We start from the raw sequence: 23,649 nt of genomic DNA, 5'->3' as shown, positions 1-23,649 counted from the left end.
AGTCTTTTCTTATCGAATCTGCCCATTGCCGCGGACAATCCATTTTTCTGTTACCAACTTTTCCAATGCAAAAGGACCACGTGCGTGCAGTTTTTGTGTCGAAATACCTATTTCCGCTCCCAATCCAAACTCACCACCATCCGTAAAACGAGTTGAAGCATTCGCATATACCGCTGCAGCGTCCACTGCATTCAAAAATCGTTCGATAGTCAATTCATGTGAAGACACAATACACTCCGAATGTTTTGATGAATATTTTTCGATATGTTCCAAAGCTTCATCCAATCCATTGACTGTTTTTATCGAACACTTCAAATCTAGAAATTCTCTTCCAAAATCTGCTTCTTCCGCTACCACTAAATTTGAAAATTTTTGATGCGCCAATAATTTATAGGCAATAGGATCTGCAAACACTTCCACCGCAGCATTTTCAAGGTAAGGTGCCAGTTTAGCTAAAAATTCTGGTGCCACTTCCTTATCCACCAAAACTGTATCCAGAGAATTACAGACCGATGGTCTGGAGATCTTTGCATTAGCTACAATTTTTGCAGCCATCTCGAGATCAGCAGTTTTATCCACATAAGTATGACATACACCAGCGCCGGTTTCTATAACAGGGACTTTCGCATTTGTTCGAACAAAATCTATCAGGGACTGTGAACCGCGTGGAATAATAATATCGACATATTTAGTCGCCTCCAGTAATTCCGAGACATGTTTACGCGCTACAGGCAGCAATTGCACAATGTCTGTGGGAATACGATTTGCTTCTAATACACGATGGATAACGCGCAGCAAGGCCTCGTTTGTATATTGCGCATCAGAACCGCCTCTCAACAAACAAACATTGCCTGACTGGATACAAAGCGCCGCTACATCTATTGTAACATTTGGCCGGGACTCATAGATCACACCAACAACACCAAGCGGGACCGTTATTTTCTCTATTTCTAATCCATTGGGTAAAATTTTCTTGAGCAACAGCTGATCGGTCGGATCTGCTAGATCAGCAATCTGTTTTACGCTAGCTGATAGAGCCTGTAAACGATCACTATTCAGCAGAAGTCGGTCTTTCTTTGGATCTCCATCATCCATACGATCCAAGTCAATTTTATTCGCATGCAGGATTAGGGCCTCCTCCTCAACCAGTGCCACAGCGATAGCCTCCAAAGCGGTCTTTTTAGCATCTGGAGCAAATTGTTGCAAGAATTGTTTCGCCCTAGCTGCCGCCTTCAATTGTTCAATTATTGATTCACTCATAACAATACGATATCATTTGCATGCGCAATTTCTAAATTCTTTTTACTAGACTGAGATAACAAAGATGAATCCATTTTCGCCCGGGCCACAGCCACTGTCAGACCATCGAGGTTCACAATATTCAGCACCTCTCCTTTCTCAAAATGTTCAACAATACGCGTCACACCAACAGCGAGTAAGCTTTTATGCTTCAACAAAGCCTCTTCAGCACCTCGGTCCACCATCAGCTCACCCTTAATTAGACTTCCACTCGCCAACCATTTTTTTCGTGAGGAGATCTTTTTACGCTCCGGCAAGCACAAGGTACCTGTCTCATGTTTGATAGCTTTCGTGATCGCATCTTCGGTCTGCATACTAAAAATAACCACTTCAATTCCCATCTGATTAGCTAAACGTGCAAAATTCAATTTTGAGGTCATCCCCCCTAACCCTACCGCAGATTTATCTTTCCTTGCCAATCCCAGAACATCCCGGTCAATGGTTTCTATCTTTTCTATGATTTTATTATTCGCGTCCAATACGCCTGGAACCGAAGTACTAAACAGTAATTTTTCAGCACCAAATCCAACAGCAATCAACGTGGCCAGTTCATCGTTATCCGAGAACTTCAACTCTTTATTGCTCACCACATCATTTTCGTTTGCTATCGGGATAACATTGTTGCGCCACAGTTCCTCATAAGTATTCTTTAACTGGAGGAACTGGTCCCGATTGGAAAAATGGTGTCTTTCACATAGGCTCTGCGCCAACGAAATCTTAAAAGGTCTAAAGTAGGTGGAATACGTATTAATCAATATCGGATTTCCGATGGCGGCAGCGGCCTTCCGCTCCGACAGTGTACCTGTATAACTGGGGAGAAAACGCTTGCCGGCAGCAACAGCACCTGAAGATACCAGGACAATATTGTACTTCTTCTGCAAAGAAGCAATCTGCCGGGCAACCTCCAAAACAATACGTTCATCAACTTCTCCCTCTTTCGTGGTAATAGAAGCCGATCCAAATTTGACAACGAGAATAGGCTTTTTCATTGTAAGTATGCTTTAGTTTAGATTAAAGCCCTAATTTACTGAGAAGAATTTGATTTTTGCAAAATATGTTAATAATTGAACAATATTGCGCAATAAAATACCAACTATTTTTAAGCAGGTAAACCTCCTTCACCCGAAAAGTAGATTGTAAAGATAGGTTACAAAAAAAGTAAAAGTCCATCTCCTGAGAATTGAAGATTCAACAAGAAATCATAGGTGGGATGCGCGCAACATGAAAGGAAAATAGACCTGTATCATAACTAATACATTAGGTCTCAAATCAAAATTTAAATTGGTGACCGACCTAAATCTCAGTGAATGATAAAAAACAAGGTTAAAATCCATAAAGAATTAGAACCTAGCTCATTTATCACAAAATTCACCTCTTAATACATCCTTATTAAAAAGCAAGTATATCTCATTTACGATGAAAAACGTTCATCGTAAAGCTTTTCCAAAGAGAACATTTCGTCCCGGTATTTCGCAGCTTCCAAGAAGTCCATATCTTTCGCAGCTTTATCCATTTTCTTGCGAACAGCATCAATCGCTTTTTTCAGATCTTTTTCGCTGAGGTATTGCATGACAGGGTCAGCTGCAATAGCCTGTGTAGGATCTGGCTCAACGTAAAACTTTTGCTCAACGCCTGAGAAATCGGCGACCGAGGTCTGCTCCAAGATTTCTTCCCTGGTCTTTCCAACCGTTCGTGGCGTAATACCATGTTCTATATTATAGTTCATTTGCTTATCCCTACGCCGATTGGTTTCATCAATCGTTACACGCATACTGTCTGTCATTTTATCCGCATACATGATCACCCGTCCTTTATCATTCCGGGCAGCACGTCCGATCGTTTGGATCAACGAGCGCTCCGAACGTAAAAAGCCCTCTTTATCGGCATCGAGAATAGCTACCAGCGTAACTTCGGGCAAATCCAATCCCTCCCGAAGTAAATTCACACCAACTAAAATATCAAACTCACCTAAGCGCAATCCCCGTAAAATCTCTACGCGCTCCAAAGTCTTAATTTCAGAGTGTATATAACGAACTTTAAGATTCAACTTGGTCATATATTTGGATAACTCCTCAGCCATCCGTTTGGTCAAGGTTGTCGCCAAGATACGGCCTCCTTCTTTGATCGTTTTGTCTACTTCTTCCAAGAAATCATCCACCTGATTTATCGCCGGACGAACCTCAATAATGGGATCCAACAAACCTGTCGGACGGATTACCTGTTCAACGACGACACCGTCCGTCTGTTGCAATTCATAATCTCCGGGAGTCGCCGAAACATAAATAGTCTGATTGGTCAACGATTCAAACTCCGGAAAGTTGAGCGGTCTATTGTCCATGGCCGCAGGTAATCGAAAACCATGTTCCACCAAAGAGACCTTACGTGAACGGTCACCACCATACATGGCCCGTAACTGCGGCAAAGTAACATGGCTCTCATCAATGACGAGCAGATAGTCCTCCGGGAAATAATCCAGCAAACAGAAAGGACGCATCCCCGGCTGTCTTCCATCGAAGAATCGAGAATAGTTTTCTATTCCAGAACAATAGCCAAGTTCGCGCATCATTTCCAGATCGTAATTCACACGTTCTTCCAGACGTTTGGCTTCCAGCATAAGCCCTTCCTCCTCCAACTGCGTCTTGCGCTGCATCAATTCATCCTGAATTGCCCAGATAGATTCCTTAAATTTCTCCTTCGGGGTAACGAAAAGGTTCGCTGGGAAAAGGGCTAAATCTTCCATTTTATTCAAGGTCTTACCAGATACCGGATCGATCTCACTCAATTCGTCAATCTCGTCACCAAAAAAGGAAATACGGATCGCAAAATCTAAGTAAGCAGGGTATACATCGACGGTATCTCCCTTGACACGAAAAGTACCACGTTTAAATTCAGTTGTTGTTCTAGAATAGAGGATTTCGACCAGTTTATGTAAAAAGGCGTTCCGTGTTATTGTCATTCCAATGCCAAAACGAAAAATTGACCGTGAGAAATCTTCAGGATTTCCCATACCATAAATACAGGACACGGAAGAAACCACAACAATGTCCCGTCGTCCGGACATCAATGATGAAGTCGTTGCCAATCGCAGCTTCTCTATTTCTTCATTGATCGCCAAGTCTTTTTCAATGTAAGTATTCGTGGAAGCTATAAATGCCTCCGGCTGATAATAATCATAGTAAGAAACAAAATAATTAACCGAATTATTCGGAAAAAACTGTTTGAATTCACCATACAGCTGAGCAGCTAATGTTTTATTGTGACTTAATATAAGGGTTGGTTTCTGTGTTTCTTGAATTACATTGGCTACAGTAAATGTTTTACCAGATCCGGTAACCCCCAAGAGCGTCTGATATTGTTCACCTTGGTCCACACCTGCTACCAATTCTTTGATTGCCTCTGGTTGATCACCCGTCGGTCTATACTCTGATGTCAATTCAAATTTCATACAATTCCTATTTCTTAAAGAAAACTATTTCGACCTTTTGCGAAGCATCAGCACCGATGCATCGCTAAATCTCAGCTTAGAAAAATCCGTCACATTCACACAATGTTAATCTATAAATGTTACGATTTTGTAACATGCGGTCTAGGGCCATATTTTAAATGGTCTTCACACAAATTTACTAATTTTTTTACCATTTTATATCAAACTATAATTATGCCGCTGATGTTATTACTTTCAGTTGATTATTTACTATCTTTAGCTTTAACAGAACTAGCACGCACGTCATGGTCACTATTCTATCTACCCAAAATAGCATTGCAAATCATTTTATTGCAGAATTGAGAGATGTTACTATTCAGCGGGATCGCATGCGCTTCCGTCGGAATCTGGAACGGCTCGGAGAAGTATTTGCTTATGAGATCAGCAAAACCATGGCCTTTAAACCCGTGGAGGTTGAAACACCCTTGGGCGTTGCCAAGACACAGCTATTAATGGAACAGCCTGTATTAGCCACTATTCTAAGGGCAGGACTTCCCTTCCATCAAGGTTTATTAAATATCTTTGACCAAGCCGACAATACTTTTATCGCAGCTTATCGGCACACCAAAAAGAGTGGCGAATTTGAAGTTCACAAAGAATACGTCAATACACCGAATCTAGATAATAGAACAGTTATCATCGTCGATCCAATGTTGGCTACCGGAAAGAGCCTCGTCTTATGTTGTAAAGATCTTCTGGCCGAATACGAGATTAAAGAACTGCATATTGTTGCGGCAATTGCCTCAGAAGAAGGGTTAAACCATGTGAAGGCTTTCGTTCCGACTGCGCATATCTGGGTGGGTGATGTTGACCATGAATTGACAACAAAAGCCTATATCGTTCCCGGTCTTGGCGATGCCGGAGATCTGGCCTATGGTGAAAAACTTCATTAATGTGGAGAATTATTTAAAATTAAATTAACACTTAGATCATTGAAATTCAGTAAATTTATATCAATGATGAAGTTTAATTTATATATATCTAATTTATACCACTATGAGATGGCAAAAATACAATGGCGAATCCATTCGCTCCACGATTTTCGATGCTGTTGAGGAAGTCATTAAACGAGAAGACGCCCTAGGGAACAAGCTCAAAGTTTATATCGGCACCGATTCCCAAGTAAAAAGAGGAATCATCGACTTCGCCACCGTCATCGTCTTTCTCAGGGAACATAAAGGTGGATTTATGTTTATCCAACGGGACAAAAGGCATCATCGAATGAGTATTAAAGAACGGATGCTACTCGAAGTCCAAAAATCCATCGACATCGCCTACCAACTCTGCCCCCTCCTCGAAAAACACAAAGTAGACCTAGAAGTCCACGCCGACATCAACACCAATCCAAATTTTCAGTCAAATGTAGCCCTCAAAGAAGCCATGGGATATATTATGGGTATGGGGTTCGTATTTAAGGCCAAACCTGAGTCTTTTGCGAGCACCAATTGCGCCAATAAACAGGTGCAGTAGTTGATTTTAGGGTAGACTTTGTATCTTTAAGGTGTAATTTTTAATACACCAGATGCAGGATTTTTTTCAGCAGATTGCCAGTCAATTTGCCCAAACCACTTGGCTCGAATGGTTAGGTACGCTAACTGGCTTCCTTTGTGTTTATTTGGCCGCAAGGCAAAATATATGGAACTGGCCAATTAGCATTATCAGTGTGGTCTCCTATGCCATTCTTTTCTATGATGCAAAACTCTACGGCGATACCGTATTACAATTTTACTTTCTATCCACAGCCGTATATGGCTGGTATTATTGGCATAAGCGAAAGGAAGAAAAAAAGAAACAGATTGTTAAGGCCAATAGAAATCAACTCATCTTGAGCATACTTGTCATTATTTGTCTGACAGCAGCAATAGGCTACCTTTTGGACAGTAAGACAAATTCTGATGTTCCTTATATAGACGCATTCTGTACTTCAGTTAGCTTTGTGGCTCAATTTCTAATGACGAGGAAAGTACTTCAGAACTGGCTTCTCTGGGTTTTCGTCGATATCTGCTATATTCCATTGTATATACACAAAGAGCTTATGCTAACAGCTGTACTGTATCTCGTATTCGCTATTATTGCCTGGAATGGTTACCGTGACTGGCAAAAAACCTATAGAAATTTTGCGTAATATTGCCTATCAAAAAGATAGATGTGGGAAAAGAGTTAATAAAAATTGCTGTGGTAGGCCCCGAGTCTACAGGAAAATCAACCATGGCACAGTATCTCGCTGAAAAATTTCAAACGGTCTGTGTACCGGAGTATTCGCGCTATTACTGTCAGAGTCTCAATAATAAATATACCTTACAGGATGAGGTCAACATGTTTTATGGGCAGGTCGCTTTGGAAGAAGCACTCCTTCCTTTAGCAAAGGAAAATATCCTGATCTGTGATACCACCTTTATGACTGTAAAAATTTGGTCTGACCACCTATTCAATCATACCCCAAAGGAGGTTACCGATAAGATTCAGCAACACCCCTATGACCTTTACCTGCTGATGGATATAGACCTACCTTGGCAAGACGATCCATTAAGAGATTTTCCGGAGCAACGAGAACATTTTATGGGGATATGGAAAACAGAGTTAAAAGCTATCAGTGGTCAATATCGCATTATCTCAGGGGAAGGACAGCAGCGATTGGAAAATGGCTTAACAGCTGTCAACGATTTTCTGACATTGATTTGAAACAAGCACCTTGACGAGAAAGCCTTTTACATCTATATTTGTAAAAGTAAAGTATAGCGCTTTGGCAAAGATCGTTTAATGTGAAACAGAAAGTCGCGCTGTACTGAATTAAATTAGAATATTAACATTTTTACTTAAGAAATAATGTATCCAGAATATTTAGTAGCTCCAATGCGTCAAGAGTTAGTTGATGCGGGATTCGAAGAATTAAAAACTCCAGAAGCAGTTGATACTGCAATCGCTTCAGAAGGAACTGTTTTTGTCGTTGTCAACTCCGTTTGTGGTTGTGCTGCAGCAAATGCGCGTCCTGCAGCAAAAGCGGCTGTAAAAAACGAAAAACATCCTACAAAATTAGTTACTGTTTTCGCAGGTATGGAAGCTGATGCTGTTAACACAGCACGTAACTACATGTTGCCTTACCCTCCATCTTCTCCAGCAATGGCGTTGTTCAAAGACGGTAAATTGGTACACATGATTGAAAGACATATGATTGAAGGTCGCCCGGCACAAATGATTGCTGACAATTTAGTCGCTGCATTTGACGAGTACTGCTAATCACATATTTTGATTTTTGAATTAAAACGGCTATCCGAGTTATTTGGATAGCCGTTTTTGTTATCCGCTCTCGACACTAACCCATAATATACTAAACGATATTTCTGCCAATTCATACGATACTTCAATCAAATCATATTTCAAAGAAATAACCCTCGCTTTATAAACACTTTTTTCTATTTTTAGGATATGAGAAACTTTCCAGTTATTCTTTTCCTTTTTTCCATGATCTTCCTTGCCTGTTCCCCCCAAGAAAAGGTAGACTTGATTGTGTACAATGCACATGTTTATACCGTTGATTCCACCTTCAACACAGCACAGGCATTTGCGGTTAAGGACGGTAAATTTATTGCAATAGGCACAGACGACGAGATCCAACGAAAGTATAAGGCCAAAGAAAAAATAGACGCCGAGGGGAAAGCGATCTATCCTGGATTCTACGATGCGCACGCTCATCTATTTGATGAAGCCGAACTGATGGATCAGGTCGACCTGAATGGCGCGGATTCTTTCGAAGAAGTGATTCAACGGGTCAAAAGTTATCAGCAAAAGAACCCCAATAAAACCTGGCTCATCGGCGGTGGCTGGGACCAAAATCGCTGGAAAGACAAATCCTTCCCTACAAAGGAACTACTGGATAAAGCTTTCCCAGATATACCAGTATACCTGATAAGGGTAGATTATCACGCCGCAGTGGCAAACTCCAAAGCCCTGGAATGGGCCAAATTGACAAGCATTCCCATTATTCATGGTGGTGTAGTCGGTGGAAGCAATAATACACCGAATGGTCTTTTGATCGATAATGCAATGGATCTGGTCAACAAAACAATTCCGGTACCCAATGAAAAAGAGTACCTGAGAATGCTAAAGCGAACCCAGGACTCATTGCTCTCTGTGGGCCTTACCTCTATTGTGGATGCAGGTTTATCAAAAGAAAGACTCAACTTATTAAAAAAATACTATCAGGATGGGGAATTGAAATTTAGAGATTATGCGATGATCCTTGGCAATCCGCAAAATATCTCCTCATTTATAGCACAAGGATTTTACGAAACGGATCGTTTAGAAATCAAATCATTCAAATTACTCGCAGATGGCGCATTAGGTTCAAGGGGAGCTTGTCTGCTCGCTCACTATCATGATGCACCTACACATGGCTTTCTTTTGCATAGTCCAGAGGAATATGAAAACATGATCAAAGCGATTGCAGCCAGTAATTTCCAGGCCAACACCCATGCGATCGGTGATTCAGCCAATCGAATTATCTTGGACATCTATGGCAAATACCTCCAGCCACATACAGATCGCAGATGGCGTATCGAACACGCACAGATCATATCGCCTATCGACTTCGATAAATTCCGAAAATTCCATATTATCCCCTCTGTGCAACCTACCCACGCCACATCTGATATGTACTGGGCAAAAGACCGGTTAGGAGAAGAGCGGATGAAAGGTGCCTATGCGTACAAGCATCTCTTGAAAGAATATGGTAAACTTGCTTTGGGGAGTGACTTCCCCGTTGAACATTTCAATCCGATGTATGGTTTTCATGCAGCTGTGGCTCGTGTTGATAAAAAAGGTTACCCAGATCAGGTCTTCCAAATGCAGGATGCTATCCGTCGGGAAGATGCATTGCGTGGGATGACAATCTGGGCAGCATACTCCTGCTTTCAGGAGAAAAAACGGGGAAGCATAGAAGTCGGCAAAGACGCCGATTTTGTTGTCCTCGAACAAGACATCCTCAAAATACCAAACGAACAATTGCGGAACGTAAAAACAGCACGAACGGTGATTGCTGGAGAAACTGTTTTCAATAGACAACAACAATAGTTTCACACCAACAGAACTCCATCTCATCCTTCCAGAAAAGCACCATTCAGGGTATAATAGTAAAAATTTACAATAATTTTTGTTATTACGAATATTTCGTATATTTACGATATAAACATATTTTTATGAAATATTCATTATCCTTCTTATTATCTGTGACAATTCAGATTCTATTTGCTCAAGAAAATTCTCCGGCAATAGCTAAAGTACATTACGAATTCAAACACATTAATGACACTACGCAGCGTGATCAATTTATTCGTGACGAAACGGTCGCCTATCTTAATCAACAGGCCAGTTTCTATACCTCATACTCCACAGATCGTATGCAGGATGAGGTCAAAAAGCAGATGGATGCTCCCTCCTTTGATGGAAATATAACTATCCAGACACGAACCACACCTTTAGGAGCATCGTATTTACTCGATGTCAACAACAACAAAATGACAGAATTGATATCCGTTGCCGGGGACAAATTTGCTATACCTCAGACTTACCCAGCTCAGGAATGGGAAGTATTAGGAGATCGCAAGGAGATCGGAGGATACAGTTGTCAAAATGCTAAAACAACTTTCAAAGGTCGTACCTATGAAGTCTGGTTTACGACAGAGTTGCCATTTCCATACGGCCCTTGGAAACTTCATGGACTACCGGGACTCATTTTGGATGCAAGGGATACAAAAAATGAGGTCGTTTTTGCCTATGCAGGATTTGATAAACTTGAAGACAGCAAAGTACAGGTGGCCCTACCACAAGGCGTGATTACAACCTCACTGGAGGAAGTTCAAAAAATTCAAGCTGCATTTAAAGCAAATCCACAGGCCTATATGAACGCTCAATCGGCAAAGAGTCGAAGTATCAGTTTAGGTTCCGGCAATGCCATTACTGTAAAAAGCGGTTCAAGCGCCGGTGCGAAAACTGGAGATGGTGGTATGGATGTGTCTAGGATCAAAAGTTTTAATATACGGAAAGATGAACTATATAAACCTTCTAAAGTCACCAATAATCCGATTGAGTTAATACCTTAATGAAAGTATCTATATGTTTATTTTTAATCATTTGGTTTGGGCAAATTTGTTTTGCCCAACAAATGATTAGTGGGAAGGTACAAGAAGCAAATACAAAGAAGCCCATACCCTTCGCAAGTATAAATATCCTGTCTGAAAATAAAATCATTGCCTTTAAAACGACTGATAAGGCAGGACGGTTTATGATAAAACTTGCTAAAGAATATACCACCATCTACCTGCAGATCAACCATCTTACTTATGAAAAATTCGAACAGCAAATTGGTGACAAGTCGACCGATCTCCAGATTATCTTAACCCCCAAAACAAATCTATTAAAAGATGTCATTGTAAAGAGTAAACCTAAAGTAAATCGTTCCAACGACACCATTTCTTATGATGTAGGTTCTTTTGCGAAGGAAGAGGATCGCAATATCGGAGACGTCATCAAACGCCTACCTGGTATGGAGGTAACAGAATCCGGCTTAATAAAATATCAGGACAAAACGGTTTCCAAACTTTACATTGACGGTGATGATCTATTAGAAGATCGTTACGGAATAGGCACGCGAACAATTCCGCACAAAATGGTCAAAGACATTCAGGTCCTCGATAACCATGAACACTATAAAGTACTTAAAAACAAAAGATTTACAGACGATGTAGCCATTAACCTTGTCATCAAAGAAGATGCTAAGTTAAAGTTAACCGGACAGGCTAAAATAGCTGCTGGTACTCCCAATAACTATGACCCTGAGCTAAACACAATCCTTTTTAACAAAAAAGTTAAAATGCTGAATGTACTCAGTGCAAATAACATCGGTAGGGATCTTTCTGCTGATGTCGTAGGCAATAACCAGTCATCTTTACTCGCAAAGTTTGGCGCTTCCTCTATTAACAATCTCCTTGCAACAAGTACAACTGGAGCTCCCAATATTCCAAAAAACAACTATTACTTTAACAATACAGGTTCCCTCAACACCAATAATCTATATAATTTCAAAAACAAATGGCAATTGAAATCAAATATTCAGCTACTATTTGATAAAGAAAGGCAGAATAACGCTGCTAGTACACGATACTTACTTGATGGAGGTGATGTATCCTTTCAAGAACAAAACGGTATCAGAGCAGAGAAATGGCTAGGTGCGGCAAGACTCTCGGCATCCGTGAATACAGAAAAAAAATACATCCGCGAAATACTCTCTTTTGAATATGAAAAAAAAGATATAAAAGCCCTATTAACAAACTCGACCAGTAAAATTGACCAATTTCAAAAACACCATATCAAAGGAATCAGCAATCAGTTCAGTTATATACCGCAATTAAAAAACAACGATATTATAGCCGTTAATTGGACATTAAACTATGGGAATAAACCACAATCTCTACAGATTTATCCAGGTGTTTTTCCTGAAATATTAAATGACAGCATTCCATACAAAAGTACCATTCAGCAAATTGAGGTTCCCTCATTTTTCACTGAGGTTTCGACAGGTTACCACTTCAATAAAAGTAAGATTAAGCAGCATTATCAGATCGGTTTCAATACCGATCGCCAACATTTTACTTCATTATTATATCTTCAAGATAATGAACAGATGGATACAAGACCGGGTCAAAATACGAGCAACGATCTACACTGGAGCAGATCTCAAGTATTCATTACACCACAGTATGACTGGAAAAACGATCGCTTCGAGGCTCACCTCGATATCCCGATCACCTACCTGATCACCCATTATGAAGATAATACACAGGCTTTGGACATTTCAAAAAATTCATGGTTGATCAACCCCGGGCTAAAAGCACGCTGGCGAGTCTCCCAAGAAGATTATCTCCAATTTGCTTATCAATATAGCCAGGACATCGGGAATATTGAAGACGTATTCCGTGGAGCAGTGCTGCGCAATTATAGGATGCTCAGCCAAAACAATGCTGCGCTGAATGAATCCCAAAAACATGCCTTTAATCTCAATTACAATCTGGCGCGTACATTGAAAGTATTATTTGCTACCGCAGGAATCAGCTATTCCAGACTCTCATCCAACACCATGTTATCCTCAATTATAAAAGACGATATCACAGAGAATATATTAGTTAATATGGACAACCTACAAGAACACTGGTCCTCACAAATTGGATTTGACAAATATATATTTCCATTAGCAAGTACCCTTAAGTTAAAAGGTAGTATTGCATATTCCCGATTCAATCAATTGCTAAACAGCAGTGTTGTTCCCATAAAAAGCATTAATTACGCCCTCCAACCCAGTTTTGAAACAAAAATATTCAAATCCTACAACGTATCCTATACGGGTACACTCAATTGGAATAGAAGCCAGCAACAAGGAAAAGACCATCTGATTCGGAATAAAACAACCATGATGATACATAACTTAGGTTTCCCTATAAGCCCTTTCAAAAGCGGCTATATACGCGTAAACATACGTAACCTCTCCACTTTCCAGACGAATATGAAGAATGCGAGTTATACCTTTATAGATGTTTTTGCGCGTTATCGATTGAACAAATGGAAAACTGACTTTGAATTGGATATGAGCAATTTAACGAATATAAAAAATTATCAGACCTACATGACAACAGCCAATATGATCTCTCAAAATGAATTTGAACTACGTGGAAGAACGATTTTACTACGCGCTGTCTTTAATCTTTAGGGTTTAAATTTACATGAAAACCAGTCCCTTAAATGAAACCAGCTGCGGAAAACAGTTACTTGCAAAGTTCGACCAAGGGTAAGAAGACCTATAAAAAGGCCCAGGTGAATTATTCCACCTGGGCCTTTTTTATGTTAACATGGAAACAACTGTTGTTTTCCCAAGAAGTCTAATCGTTTAGCACGCTATTATTGCATATCGAACAAATGCTTTTCAGCATGGTAAGATGAACGAACCAAAGGTCCGGATTCAACATATTTGAATCCCATTTCCAAACCAATTTTTTTATATTTTTCAAATTGAGCTGGTGTGATAAATTCGATAACGGGATGATGTGCTTTCGTTGGCTGTAAGTATTGTCCAAGAGTCAAAATATGAACACCAACATTATACAAGTCCTGCATTGCTTCAATCACATCTTCTTCCGTTTCACCAAGACCCAACATGATACCCGACTTCGTACGAAGACCTGCTTCCGAAATCCGACGCAAACATTCCAAAGAACGGTCATATTTGGCCTGAACACGTACTTCTCTGGTCAAACGACGCACCGTTTCCAGATTGTGTGAAACGACCTCTGGGCGAACCGCAATGACACGATCCAAATTATCCCATTGACCTTTAAAATCTGGCAATAGTGTTTCCAAAGTCGTTTCAGGACTTTCTTTACGGATTGCATTGATCGTTTCTGCCCAAATTGTAGAACCACCATCTTTTAGATCATCACGGTCTACAGAAGTGATAACACAGTGTTTTACCTGCATCAACTTCACAGAATTGGCTACCCTATTTGGTTCATCCAAGTCTACTGGCAAAGGACGACCTGTTGCTACAGCGCAAAACGAACATGAACGTGTACAGATATTTCCTAATATCATGAAGGTTGCTGTTCCTGCCCCCCAACACTCACCCATATTTGGGCAATTTCCACTCTCACAAATTGTATGTAATTTGTGCTCATCTACAAGACTTCTGACATGTCTATACTCTTTACCAACAGGCAATTTGACACGCAACCAATCTGGCTTGCGTTGTGCAGGAGTTGCCGGAATAACTGGAAGTTCAATCATACAACAAAGTTAAGGATTAAAAATGTAATTTCTATTGGGCAATTTGTTGGTTTTATATCATAAATACTTATCGAATGACGGCAATAATAGAATAATGAAACAAAAATTAGGATATTTGTGTTGATTATCTATTGATCTAAATACTTTACTATGCGATTGAGCAAATCTTTATCCCTGTTATTGCTTGGGGGAGCTTGCATTTTTAGTGCGCAGGCCCAAACTAATTTTGACCTTATTCCCAAGCCATCCAAGGTGACCGTAGCGACTGGAATATATACCATCCCAACACAACTCACAGTCATTGTTTCTGATGATTTCCAAACAGCGGTGCGATTGCTTACTGAACATCCTGCGATCAAGAGTTTAACCCTTGAAGTGCTGAAGAAAAACAAAAAAGCACCAAAAGAAGGCTTTCGTATTGTAAAGGCGGTTGATGCAGACAACCTCAGCAAAAATGCCTATTCGATTCAAATTGATGAGAAAGGTCTCCTGCTCAAAGCCTGGGATACTCCGCAGGTCATTAATGGAATTTATACTTTGGTTCAATTAGGGTATCTACAAGCTGATCCCAGCAAAATAGCATTTGCGACTATTGTTGATGAACCTCGTTTTTCATACCGAGGATTGCATTTAGACGTTTCCCGTCACTTTATGCCACTTTCTTTCGTAAAGAAATATATCGACGTCATGGCCATCTATAAGTTCAATAACTTTCACTGGCACTTGACAGATGGAGCGGGATGGCGACTGGAGATTAAAAAATATCCGGAATTAACACAAAAAGCAGCCTGGCGTACACATGCCCATTGGAAAGATTGGTGGAACAATGGACGCCAATATGTGGAAAAAGGAAACCCAAATGCCAGTGGCGGCTTTTACACACAGGAAGAAGCACGCGAACTGGTCGACTATGCTGCCCGAAAAGGCATCAATGTCATTCCAGAAATAGAAATGCCCGGACACTCAGAAGAGGTATTAGCCGTATATCCTGAACTTTCCTGTTCAGGGAAACCCTATGGCCAAGGCGAATTTTGCATTGGCAATGAAAAGACTTTTGAGTTTCTAAAAAATGTACTGGATGAAGTACTTACTATATTCCCTTCTCAATATATCCATATCGGAGGTGATGAAGCGGAAAAGAAACATTGGGAAACCTGTCCAAAAGATCAAGCTCTTATGCAGAAGGAAGGTTTAAAGTCCGTTGACGAGTTACAGAGTTATGCCATCAAACAAATGGATCTGTACCTGCAATCAAAGGGCAGAAAGCTTATTGGTTGGGATGAAATCTTACAAGGCGGACTGACTGAAGGAGCAACGGTCATGAGTTGGCGTGGAGAAGAGGGCGGAATAAAAGCTGCAAATGCGGGCCACGATGTCATTATGACTCCGGGCTCACATCTTTATTTCGATTCCTATCAGACAGACCCAAGAACACAACCCGAAGCTATTGGAGGCTATCTAACACTTGATAAAGTCTATTCCTACGACCCCATTCCAGGTGCGATACAAGGTGATAAAGCCAAACATATCCTTGGTGCGCAGGCGAATATATGGACAGAATATGTGCCGACGATGGAGCATGTTGAATATATGGTATTTCCGCGTGCATTAGCATTATCCGAAGTCAATTGGACAACGAAAGATGCAAAAAGCTGGACGGACTTTCAACGAAGAATACAATCACACTACAAGCTATTGCAAGAACTGAATCTGAACTATTACCGTCCGTCATTCAATGTTGCCTATACAGCATCGTATAATGCGATTAAAAACAACAACAAGATTACGCTTACGACAGAGCAGCTAAAAACAGATCAGATCCGTTATACCATTGATGGAAGTGAACCTACGATTCAGTCAACACCATATACCGGTCCATTTGAACTGAGTTCCACAGGACATATCAATGCCGCATATTTTCAGGACTCCATTAAAATAGGTCCTACATTATCATTTGATATTGATATTCATCGCGCCATTGGGAAAAAAGTAACTTACAACACACAATGGTCAGGATATCCCGCTCAAAAAGATTCGACTTTAACAAATGGACTAATGGGCGGACTCTCTTACCACGATGGCCAATGGCAAGGTTTTACAAGCCCGATTGATGTCGTAGTCGATTTAGAGCGAAGAGAAGAAATTCATCAGGTTGCCATGAATTTTATGCAAATGATAGGTCCGGGGGTTTACATGCCAGGTGAAATGGAAGTCCTTCTTTCCGACAATGGCCGCACATTCCGTTCAGTAGGAACAGTGAAAAACGATGTATCCGATAAAGAATCCAAATTAACATTTAAACGTTTCGAGCTGAAACTAGATAAAGCGCAGCAGGCACGCTACATAAAAATCAAGGCTAGCAATCCGAAAAAAGGATATTTATTTACAGATGAAATTATTGTTTATTAACCAAATAATAGACAATTCACGATAATAGTTGGAGAACCCACTCCTTACGTTTTCCAACTATTATTACTGCTTTCAAAACTACTTTTCCAACAAAGGTCATTTTATTTTGAAATATTCTTAAAATAAATACTTCATTTTCAAAATTTAAAATGTAACTTTGCACTCCGACAAAGCAGTCGGAATGACCCTTCCCCATGAGCTATTTTTGATTGTCTTTGCTCAGATTTACAATAGGAAATTTAATTTTTTGAACTAGATATAATGCCAAGAAACACTTCCATTAAGTCGGTTTTAATCATCGGATCAGGTCCCATCGTTATCGGTCAAGCTTGTGAATTTGATTATTCTGGATCTCAAGCATCCCTTTCATTGAAAGAAGAAGGTATTGAAGTATCCATCATCAACTCAAATCCTGCAACAATCATGACGGACAAAGTTGTTGCAGACAATGTCTACTTACTTCCATTAACTTGCGAAAGTATTGAAGAAATATTGCAAAAACACAATATTGACGCTGTACTTCCTACCATGGGTGGTCAGACAGCTTTGAACTTATGTATCGAAGCTTCCAACCTAGGTCTTTGGGAAAAATACAACGTAAAAGTTATCGGTGTTGATGTTGCTGCCATTGAAAAAACTGAAAACCGTGAAGAATTCCGTCAATTAATGGTTGATATTGGTGTGGGCGTTGCAACATCAAAGATTGCAAACTCTTTCCTAGAGGGTAAAGAAGCTGCACAAGAAATTGGTTATCCTCTTGTTATACGTCCTTCCTACACCTTAGCAGGTACAGGAGGTGGATTTGTACACAGAAAAGAAGATTTTGATGCAGCCTTAAATAGAGGTTTACACGCATCACCAACACACGAGGTTTTAGTCGAACAAGCTGTATTGGGTTGGAAAGAATTCGAATTAGAATTGCTTCGCGATACCAACGACAATGTCATTATCATCTGTACAATTGAAAACTTTGATCCAATGGGTATCCACACTGGGGACTCGATCACAGTAGCTCCAGGTATGACATTATCGGACAAATGTTACCAAGACATGCGTAATCAGGCTATCCTGATGATGCGCTCAATTGGTACATTTGCAGGTGGATGTAACGTTCAATTCTCGGTAAATCCAGAAAATGAAGAAATCATTGCAATCGAGATCAACCCACGTGTATCTCGTTCATCAGCTTTAGCATCGAAAGCAACTGGTTACCCAATTGCAAAAATTGCAGCTAAATTGGCGATCGGATACAACTTGGATGAGTTGCAAAATCAGATTACTAAAACTACTTCAGCATATTTCGAACCAACATTAGATTACGTCATCGTTAAGATCCCGCGTTTCAATTTTGACAAATTCAAAGGTGCAAACAAAGAATTAGGTCTTCAGATGAAAGCTGTAGGTGAAGTTATGGCAATCGGCCGTACATTTATCGAAGCTTTACAGAAAGCATGTCAGTCACTTGAAACTGGCCGCGCTGGTCTAGGTGCCGATGGTCGTCAATGGAGAAATCTGGACGAGATCATGGATAGCTTAGAACATCCAAGTGGTGACCGTTTGTTCCATATCAAAGATGCATTCGAATTAGGTGTTCCATTGGAATCAATTCGTAAAGCAACACGTATCGACAAATGGTTCTTGGTACAGATCCAAGAATTAGTACATCTTGAGCAAGAGTTACGTCGTTACCAACTGAATAATATCCCACGCGATTTCTTCATGACCTTAAAACAAAAAGGTTATTCAGATGTACAGATTGCTTGGTTGTTAGGTAATGTAACAGAAGATCAGGTATATGATCGTCGTAAGGAACTTGGCATCAACCGGGTTTACAAAATGGTTGATACTTGTGCCGCGGAATTCCCAGCACAAACACCATATTACTATTCAACATTTGAAGAAGAAAACGAATCCATATCTTCAGACAAAAAGAAAATCATTGTATTAGGTTCAGGTCCTAACCGTATCGGTCAAGGTATCGAGTTCGATTACTCATGTGTGCATGGGTTATTGGCAGCCAAAGAATGTGGTTACGAGGCAATCATGGTTAACTGTAACCCTGAGACAGTATCAACGGACTTCAACATGGCTGACAAGTTATACTTTGAGCCTGTATTCTGGGAGCATGTTCGTGAGATCATTGAATTAGAAAAACCTGAGGGTGTAATCGTTCAATTGGGTGGGCAAACAGCACTTAAAATGGCTGAACGTTTGGAGCAGCTTGGTGTAAAAATTATTGGTACCTCTTTCGAAAATATGGACTTGGCAGAAGATCGTGGTCGTTTCTCTGATCTTTTGAAAGAATTAAATATTCCATATCCAAAATATGGTGTAGCTACTTCTGCAGAAGAGGCGTTACAAGTTGCCAGCGAAGTTGGATACCCAGTATTGGTACGTCCTTCGTATGTATTAGGTGGACAAGGCATGAGTATCGTCATCAATGACGAAGACCTAGAAAAAGCTGTTGTTAACTTATTGAAAAACCTTCCCGGTAATCATATCCTGATCGATCATTTCTTGGATCGTGCTGAAGAAGCGGAGTCAGATTCTATCTGTGATGGTGAAGATGTACATATCATCGGTATGATGGAACACATCGAGCCTGCTGGTATTCACTCAGGAGATTCTTCGGCGGTATTACCTCCATTCGGACTATCCCAAGCTGTTCAGGATAAAATGGAAGAATACTCGATTAAATTAGCCAAAGCACTAAATGTACGTGGTCTATTAAATATTCAGTTTGCTGTCAAAGGTGAGAATGTTTATGTCATCGAAGCTAACCCACGTGCATCACGTACAGTTCCTTTCATCGCGAAGGCTTATGATGTTCCCTACATCAACATCGCGACAAAAGTTATGTTAGGTGTTAATAAATTGAGTGACTTCACAATCGAACGTAAATTGAAAGGATACGCTATTAAAGAGCCTGTATTCTCCTTCAATAAATTCCCTGAGGTAGACAAACAATTAGGCCCTGAAATGAAATCAACTGGTGAAGCAATCCGCTTTATCAAAGATCTTCAAGATCCATATTTCAGAGAATTGTACAATCAAAAATCAATGTTTTTGAATGCACAATAAGGTGTCTCTATAAAATAGAAAAGGCTTGCAAATGCAAGCCTTTTCTATTTTATATCTTTTACACATCGGAAACCGACATTATTTGTTGGGCTATTTACCTCACCTTTTCCCCTGCTTCCTGCTTTATAACGTTCACAATACTGATCATTACAGAGAAACGATCCGCCTCGTTGAACACGTTTTTCGAGATTAGGTTCCTGCGGATCATAGGAGTTCTCCGGTCCTGTGGGATTTGACGCCACGCTATTCTTATAATAGTCTGGTCTATAGTAGTCCGAACACCATTCCCAAACATTCCCTTCCATATCGTAGAGTCCTAAAACATTCGCCTGAAAAGATTTCACTGGAGCCGCACCTTCATAACCATCCTCTTTTGAGTCTTCAACAGGGAATTTCCCCTGATAGATATTGGCCGTCCATTTTCCATTGGGTTTCAGCTCTTTTCCCCAATAATACAGATCATCATTGGTATCCTTACGCGAACGGGCAGCGTACTCCCATTCAGCCTCAGTAGGCAATCTTTTTCCAGCCCACTTTGCATAGGCAGCCGCATCCTCATAGGCAACCTGGACAACTGGGTAATTCATTTTATCTTTTATTGAACTATTAGGCCCTTCAGGATGTTGCCAATTTGCCCCCGGAACGTACTCCCACCACATCAGATAGTTATTTAAAGAGTTGAGTTCTTTGGGTTTTGAAAATACGGCAGATCCAGGAACCAACATATTCGGATCCACGCCGGGAAAATCTTTTGGGTCAAGTTTTCGCTCAGCTACCGTCACATAACCCGTTTCTTTTACAAATTGGGCAAATTGTGTATTTGTAACTTCATGCTCATCCATATAAAATGAATGGAGTTCTACAGCATGTACAGGTTTACTATCTTCGAAATTCGAACTTCCCATCAGAAATTTACCACCTTCAATTAACACCATCTTTCCAGTGGCATTATTGCTTTGTTTGGATAACTGAGATTTGATCATTCCGGCCCGTGTAGGTATATTTTCACCAACACAACATGAAAGGGTATCATTTGTGGAAAATATAGATAGACAGGTAACTATCGTCAGATTGATTAACATACCTAAAGATAAACATAAAAGGGGAACAATAAAATGTTCCCATTTCAATTATTGACTTAGATGTAGATTTTACACATCCAATTGCACATTTTCTTTTTTCGCATTTTTTGAGCGGATAGGTGTATTACCACCACCTTTTAAGGTGATATCCACCGGATTATTATTTTTCCAAGCACCTTTTGTAAAATCTGGTACTGCTACCGTTTTACAGTTTTTTTCAACGGACTCAAAACTTAATGGTACAATACAACTCCATGAAGCAGCGTCATAGACATCCTGATCCAATGGCAATCCGTTACGTAGACAGTCGATTAGGCGCCAGTCCATCATAAAGTCCATACCTCCGTGTCCACCGACTTCCTTGGCTTTATCACCGATGTATTTCACTAATTCTGGCGTATATTTATCATATAATTCTTTGAGTTTTTCCTCTTTGATAAATTCATGACCAAAAGCAATATTCTCAGTTGGGTATTTTTGGGCAAAACCTTTTGTACCGCTTAACGTATGAAGTCTTGAATATGGTCTAGGCGAGGTCACATCATGTTGTAACATAATTGTTTTACCCTTCGCGGTGCGAATTAGCGTCGTATTCATGTTGCCACGGTATTTCTTTCCGACAAATTCCTGAAAGAACGAATCCTTTCCAGCGAGTTCCTTAGCCTTCTCGCCCATCATAAAATCATTGGACGACATCGCGACAAGGTGATCCATCTTGTCTCCTCTATTTATATTTAAACACTGCGCGACAGGTCCAAGTCCATGAGTTGGATAGAGGTTACCATTATATTTAATATTTTCCCTTAGACGCCACATATTATCATAACCATTCTTTGAAAAATTCAAATCCAATAAGTCGTGGATATAAGCACCTTCACCATGGATCAATTCACCAAATAAACCTTGGCGGGCCATATTCAATGTCAACATCTCGAAAAAGTCATAGCAACAATTCTCCAACATCATACAATGTTTTTTTGTTGCTTCAGATGTTTTGACTACCTCCCAACAATCTTTTATTGTTAATGCAATTGGCACTTCACAAGCCACATGGTTACCAGCTTTCATAGCTGCAACACTCATGAGTGCATGGTAGTCCCAAGGTGTACAGATATAGACCAGATCCAGCTTTTCCTCCTTCAATAATGACTTCCAGCCATCTTCTCCAGAATACGACTTTGCAGCCTTCAAACCTTTTGAGGTAAGAATCTTCTGCGCTTTCTCGACCCTTTCTGGATGTTTATCACAAAGCGCAACGATTTCACAACCTTCGATAAAAGATAGTCGTTCGACTGCACCAGGACCACGCATCCCCAATCCAATTACAGCAACTCTCACTTTATCAATTTTGGGTGCAGCATAACCACACATATTAAATGCTTCGGCAGTCGCATTTGCATTGACCAACGTAGGAAGTGAAACAGCCAGTGATGATAAAATTCCGGCTTTTTTTAAAAAATCTCTTCTAGAATCCATAATTTAAAGTTCATGTAAATTTAAAGGGACCAAAATGGTCCCTCTAAAAAATCACCTATTTTAAAACAAACTAAACAGTCAATAAGAAAAATCCATTTGGATTTGGATTTATACTTGGTTCTAACTAAAGAACTTAATCTCTATAACAATAATATAACACTTTTCTCGAAATAAAAAATCAAACTTTAAAGCAATCGTTTGCTTAATCTACACAAACGATTGCTTAATTTATTATAATCGTTAATTTTTTACTGAAAGTGTGACCGTTAGATAAATTCATGATTTCAATTTCATAGCAAAAACTTAAAGAACATATACTCAAGATGATAAGTTTCTGATTCCTTTATACTAGAGATCTCCGTTGCCAAGTATTCTTTTACCGGGGCTACAACGAGTCGGATCGGGAATCACTTGCAGAACATCTTACCATCCCGTAATTTGGTTACCCATCCAATCATCAAGCCTACTTTCGCTTATGATAGGGTCGGATAGCCAGTAGCCCCACTTTAACTGAGGAAAGAATTATATAGTAAGTTCATTTGGCAAAGATCATGACGGGAACCGTTGCAATAACACAGTGGTAGGATCCGAATTTAGGCAGCGGGCAGGGGTATTTAACATTCGTGCAACATGTAAATGCATGGTGTTCGGAGCTGCTCTACCGCCAGCAGGAGGTCGCTGGTATTTATAGAATCACAGCCCGAATTCTATTCAGGAAAGAGTCACATAAAAGCAACTTTACTCGGTTTTAAGATCACTAGAGCAAAAGCTGCAATAACATCGGCTAGGATATGGTCTTAGCCGACAAGCAGGGGATACACCGTCATGATAAGGCATGTCCTCCGAATTTCCGCTGTGGGGTCATTTGATCTGCGGGAAATATATTAAGAAGGTAATAACGCACTACCTCAGATCAGTACCTGGCAGAACCGTATTTAATGGCGCCATTTCGAAATCGGATCCCTAGAGCTTTTGTGGCGGAACCATTGT

At 40.2% G+C, this 23,649-nt stretch carries 17 protein-coding genes; 11 read left to right on the top strand and 6 right to left on the bottom strand.

Features of this window, described 5'->3' with window-relative positions; all coding sequences use genetic code 11:
- Positions 1-9 precede the first annotated feature (9 nt).
- The 3 genes from M2408_RS20140 to uvrB form a co-directional block, all read right to left on the bottom strand.
- On the bottom strand, positions 10-1,260 hold the full coding sequence (locus M2408_RS20140; protein WP_259186198.1) for a glutamate-5-semialdehyde dehydrogenase: 1,251 nt from the start codon (positions 1,258-1,260) through the stop codon (positions 10-12).
- Positions 1,257-2,288 (bottom strand): glutamate 5-kinase, encoded by a 1,032-nt coding sequence (gene proB, locus M2408_RS20135; RefSeq protein WP_223583740.1) that lies wholly within the window; start codon positions 2,286-2,288, stop codon positions 1,257-1,259. Before proB ends, M2408_RS20140 begins: the two co-directional genes overlap by 4 nt.
- Positions 2,289-2,710: 422 nt before the next feature.
- The gene (uvrB, locus tag M2408_RS20130; protein ID WP_259186197.1) at positions 2,711-4,744 is read right to left on the bottom strand and encodes an excinuclease ABC subunit UvrB; all 2,034 of its coding nucleotides are present in this window, start codon (positions 4,742-4,744) and stop codon (positions 2,711-2,713) included.
- A gap of 284 nt (positions 4,745-5,028) precedes the next feature.
- Between uvrB and upp the strand changes: the two genes are divergently transcribed.
- The 9 genes from upp (at position 5,029) to M2408_RS20085 (ending at position 13,714) form a co-directional block, all read left to right on the top strand.
- Positions 5,029-5,676 (top strand): uracil phosphoribosyltransferase, encoded by a 648-nt coding sequence (gene upp, locus M2408_RS20125; protein ID WP_120261383.1) that lies wholly within the window; start codon positions 5,029-5,031, stop codon positions 5,674-5,676.
- Positions 5,677-5,779: 103 nt separating this feature from the next.
- Complete coding sequence (locus M2408_RS20120) at positions 5,780-6,253, top strand: ribonuclease H-like YkuK family protein (RefSeq protein WP_046672303.1); 474 nt, start codon at positions 5,780-5,782, stop codon at positions 6,251-6,253.
- A gap of 52 nt (positions 6,254-6,305) precedes the next feature.
- Complete coding sequence (gene pnuC / locus M2408_RS20115) at positions 6,306-6,908, top strand: nicotinamide riboside transporter PnuC (RefSeq protein ID WP_259186195.1); 603 nt, start codon at positions 6,306-6,308, stop codon at positions 6,906-6,908.
- A gap of 23 nt (positions 6,909-6,931) precedes the next feature.
- Positions 6,932-7,465: an ATP-binding protein gene (locus tag M2408_RS20110; protein WP_259186194.1), complete on the top strand. Its 534-nt coding sequence runs from the start codon at positions 6,932-6,934 to the stop codon at positions 7,463-7,465.
- 144 nt (positions 7,466-7,609) lie between these two features.
- Positions 7,610-8,020, top strand: a complete 411-nt coding sequence (locus M2408_RS20105) for a BrxA/BrxB family bacilliredoxin (RefSeq protein ID WP_259186193.1) — start codon at positions 7,610-7,612, stop codon at positions 8,018-8,020.
- A 189-nt stretch (positions 8,021-8,209) separates the two neighbouring features.
- Positions 8,210-9,853, top strand: coding sequence for an amidohydrolase (locus tag M2408_RS20100; RefSeq protein WP_259186192.1), 1,644 nt, complete (start codon positions 8,210-8,212; stop codon positions 9,851-9,853).
- A 125-nt stretch (positions 9,854-9,978) separates the two neighbouring features.
- Complete coding sequence (locus tag M2408_RS20095; RefSeq protein WP_259186190.1) at positions 9,979-10,881, top strand: GLPGLI family protein; 903 nt, start codon at positions 9,979-9,981, stop codon at positions 10,879-10,881.
- A complete protein-coding gene (locus M2408_RS20090) occupies positions 10,881-13,541 on the top strand; it encodes a carboxypeptidase-like regulatory domain-containing protein (RefSeq protein WP_259186189.1) in 2,661 nt (886 codons plus the stop codon). Before M2408_RS20095 ends, M2408_RS20090 begins: the two co-directional genes overlap by 1 nt.
- A 32-nt stretch (positions 13,542-13,573) precedes the next feature.
- Positions 13,574-13,714, top strand: a complete 141-nt coding sequence (locus tag M2408_RS20085; RefSeq protein ID WP_259186187.1) for a hypothetical protein — start codon at positions 13,574-13,576, stop codon at positions 13,712-13,714.
- A 15-nt stretch (positions 13,715-13,729) separates the two neighbouring features.
- On the opposite strand, the gene lipA is transcribed toward M2408_RS20085, so the two are convergent.
- Positions 13,730-14,611, bottom strand: a complete 882-nt coding sequence (gene lipA, locus M2408_RS20080; protein WP_120261378.1) for a lipoyl synthase — start codon at positions 14,609-14,611, stop codon at positions 13,730-13,732.
- Positions 14,612-14,761: 150 nt separating this feature from the next.
- On the opposite strand from lipA, the gene M2408_RS20075 reads away from it, so the two are divergent.
- Both M2408_RS20075 and carB read left to right on the top strand, forming a co-directional pair.
- Positions 14,762-17,020, top strand: a complete 2,259-nt coding sequence (locus M2408_RS20075; RefSeq protein ID WP_259186180.1) for a family 20 glycosylhydrolase — start codon at positions 14,762-14,764, stop codon at positions 17,018-17,020.
- A gap of 261 nt (positions 17,021-17,281) precedes the next feature.
- Positions 17,282-20,101 carry a carbamoyl-phosphate synthase large subunit gene (carB, locus tag M2408_RS20070; protein ID WP_259186175.1) on the top strand — a complete coding sequence of 940 codons (2,820 nt, stop codon included), beginning with the start codon at positions 17,282-17,284 and terminating at the stop codon, positions 20,099-20,101.
- Positions 20,102-20,145: 44 nt separating this feature from the next.
- Here the strand turns inward: carB and M2408_RS20065 are convergent, their stop codons facing one another.
- Together M2408_RS20065 and M2408_RS20060 are read right to left on the bottom strand one after the other, a co-directional pair.
- Positions 20,146-21,084: a formylglycine-generating enzyme family protein gene (locus tag M2408_RS20065; protein WP_259186173.1), complete on the bottom strand. Its 939-nt coding sequence runs from the start codon at positions 21,082-21,084 to the stop codon at positions 20,146-20,148.
- 168 nt (positions 21,085-21,252) lie between these two features.
- The gene (locus tag M2408_RS20060; RefSeq protein ID WP_208642613.1) at positions 21,253-22,659 is read right to left on the bottom strand and encodes a Gfo/Idh/MocA family protein; all 1,407 of its coding nucleotides are present in this window, start codon (positions 22,657-22,659) and stop codon (positions 21,253-21,255) included.
- Positions 22,660-23,649: the final 990 nt, after the last annotated feature.

Source organism: Sphingobacterium sp. BIGb0165 (genome assembly GCF_024810095.1).
In the GTDB taxonomy this organism is placed as follows: domain Bacteria; phylum Bacteroidota; class Bacteroidia; order Sphingobacteriales; family Sphingobacteriaceae; genus Sphingobacterium; species Sphingobacterium detergens.
The sequence above is the reverse complement of the archived record's forward strand: the minus strand, read 5'-3'. Positions and strand labels throughout refer to the sequence as shown.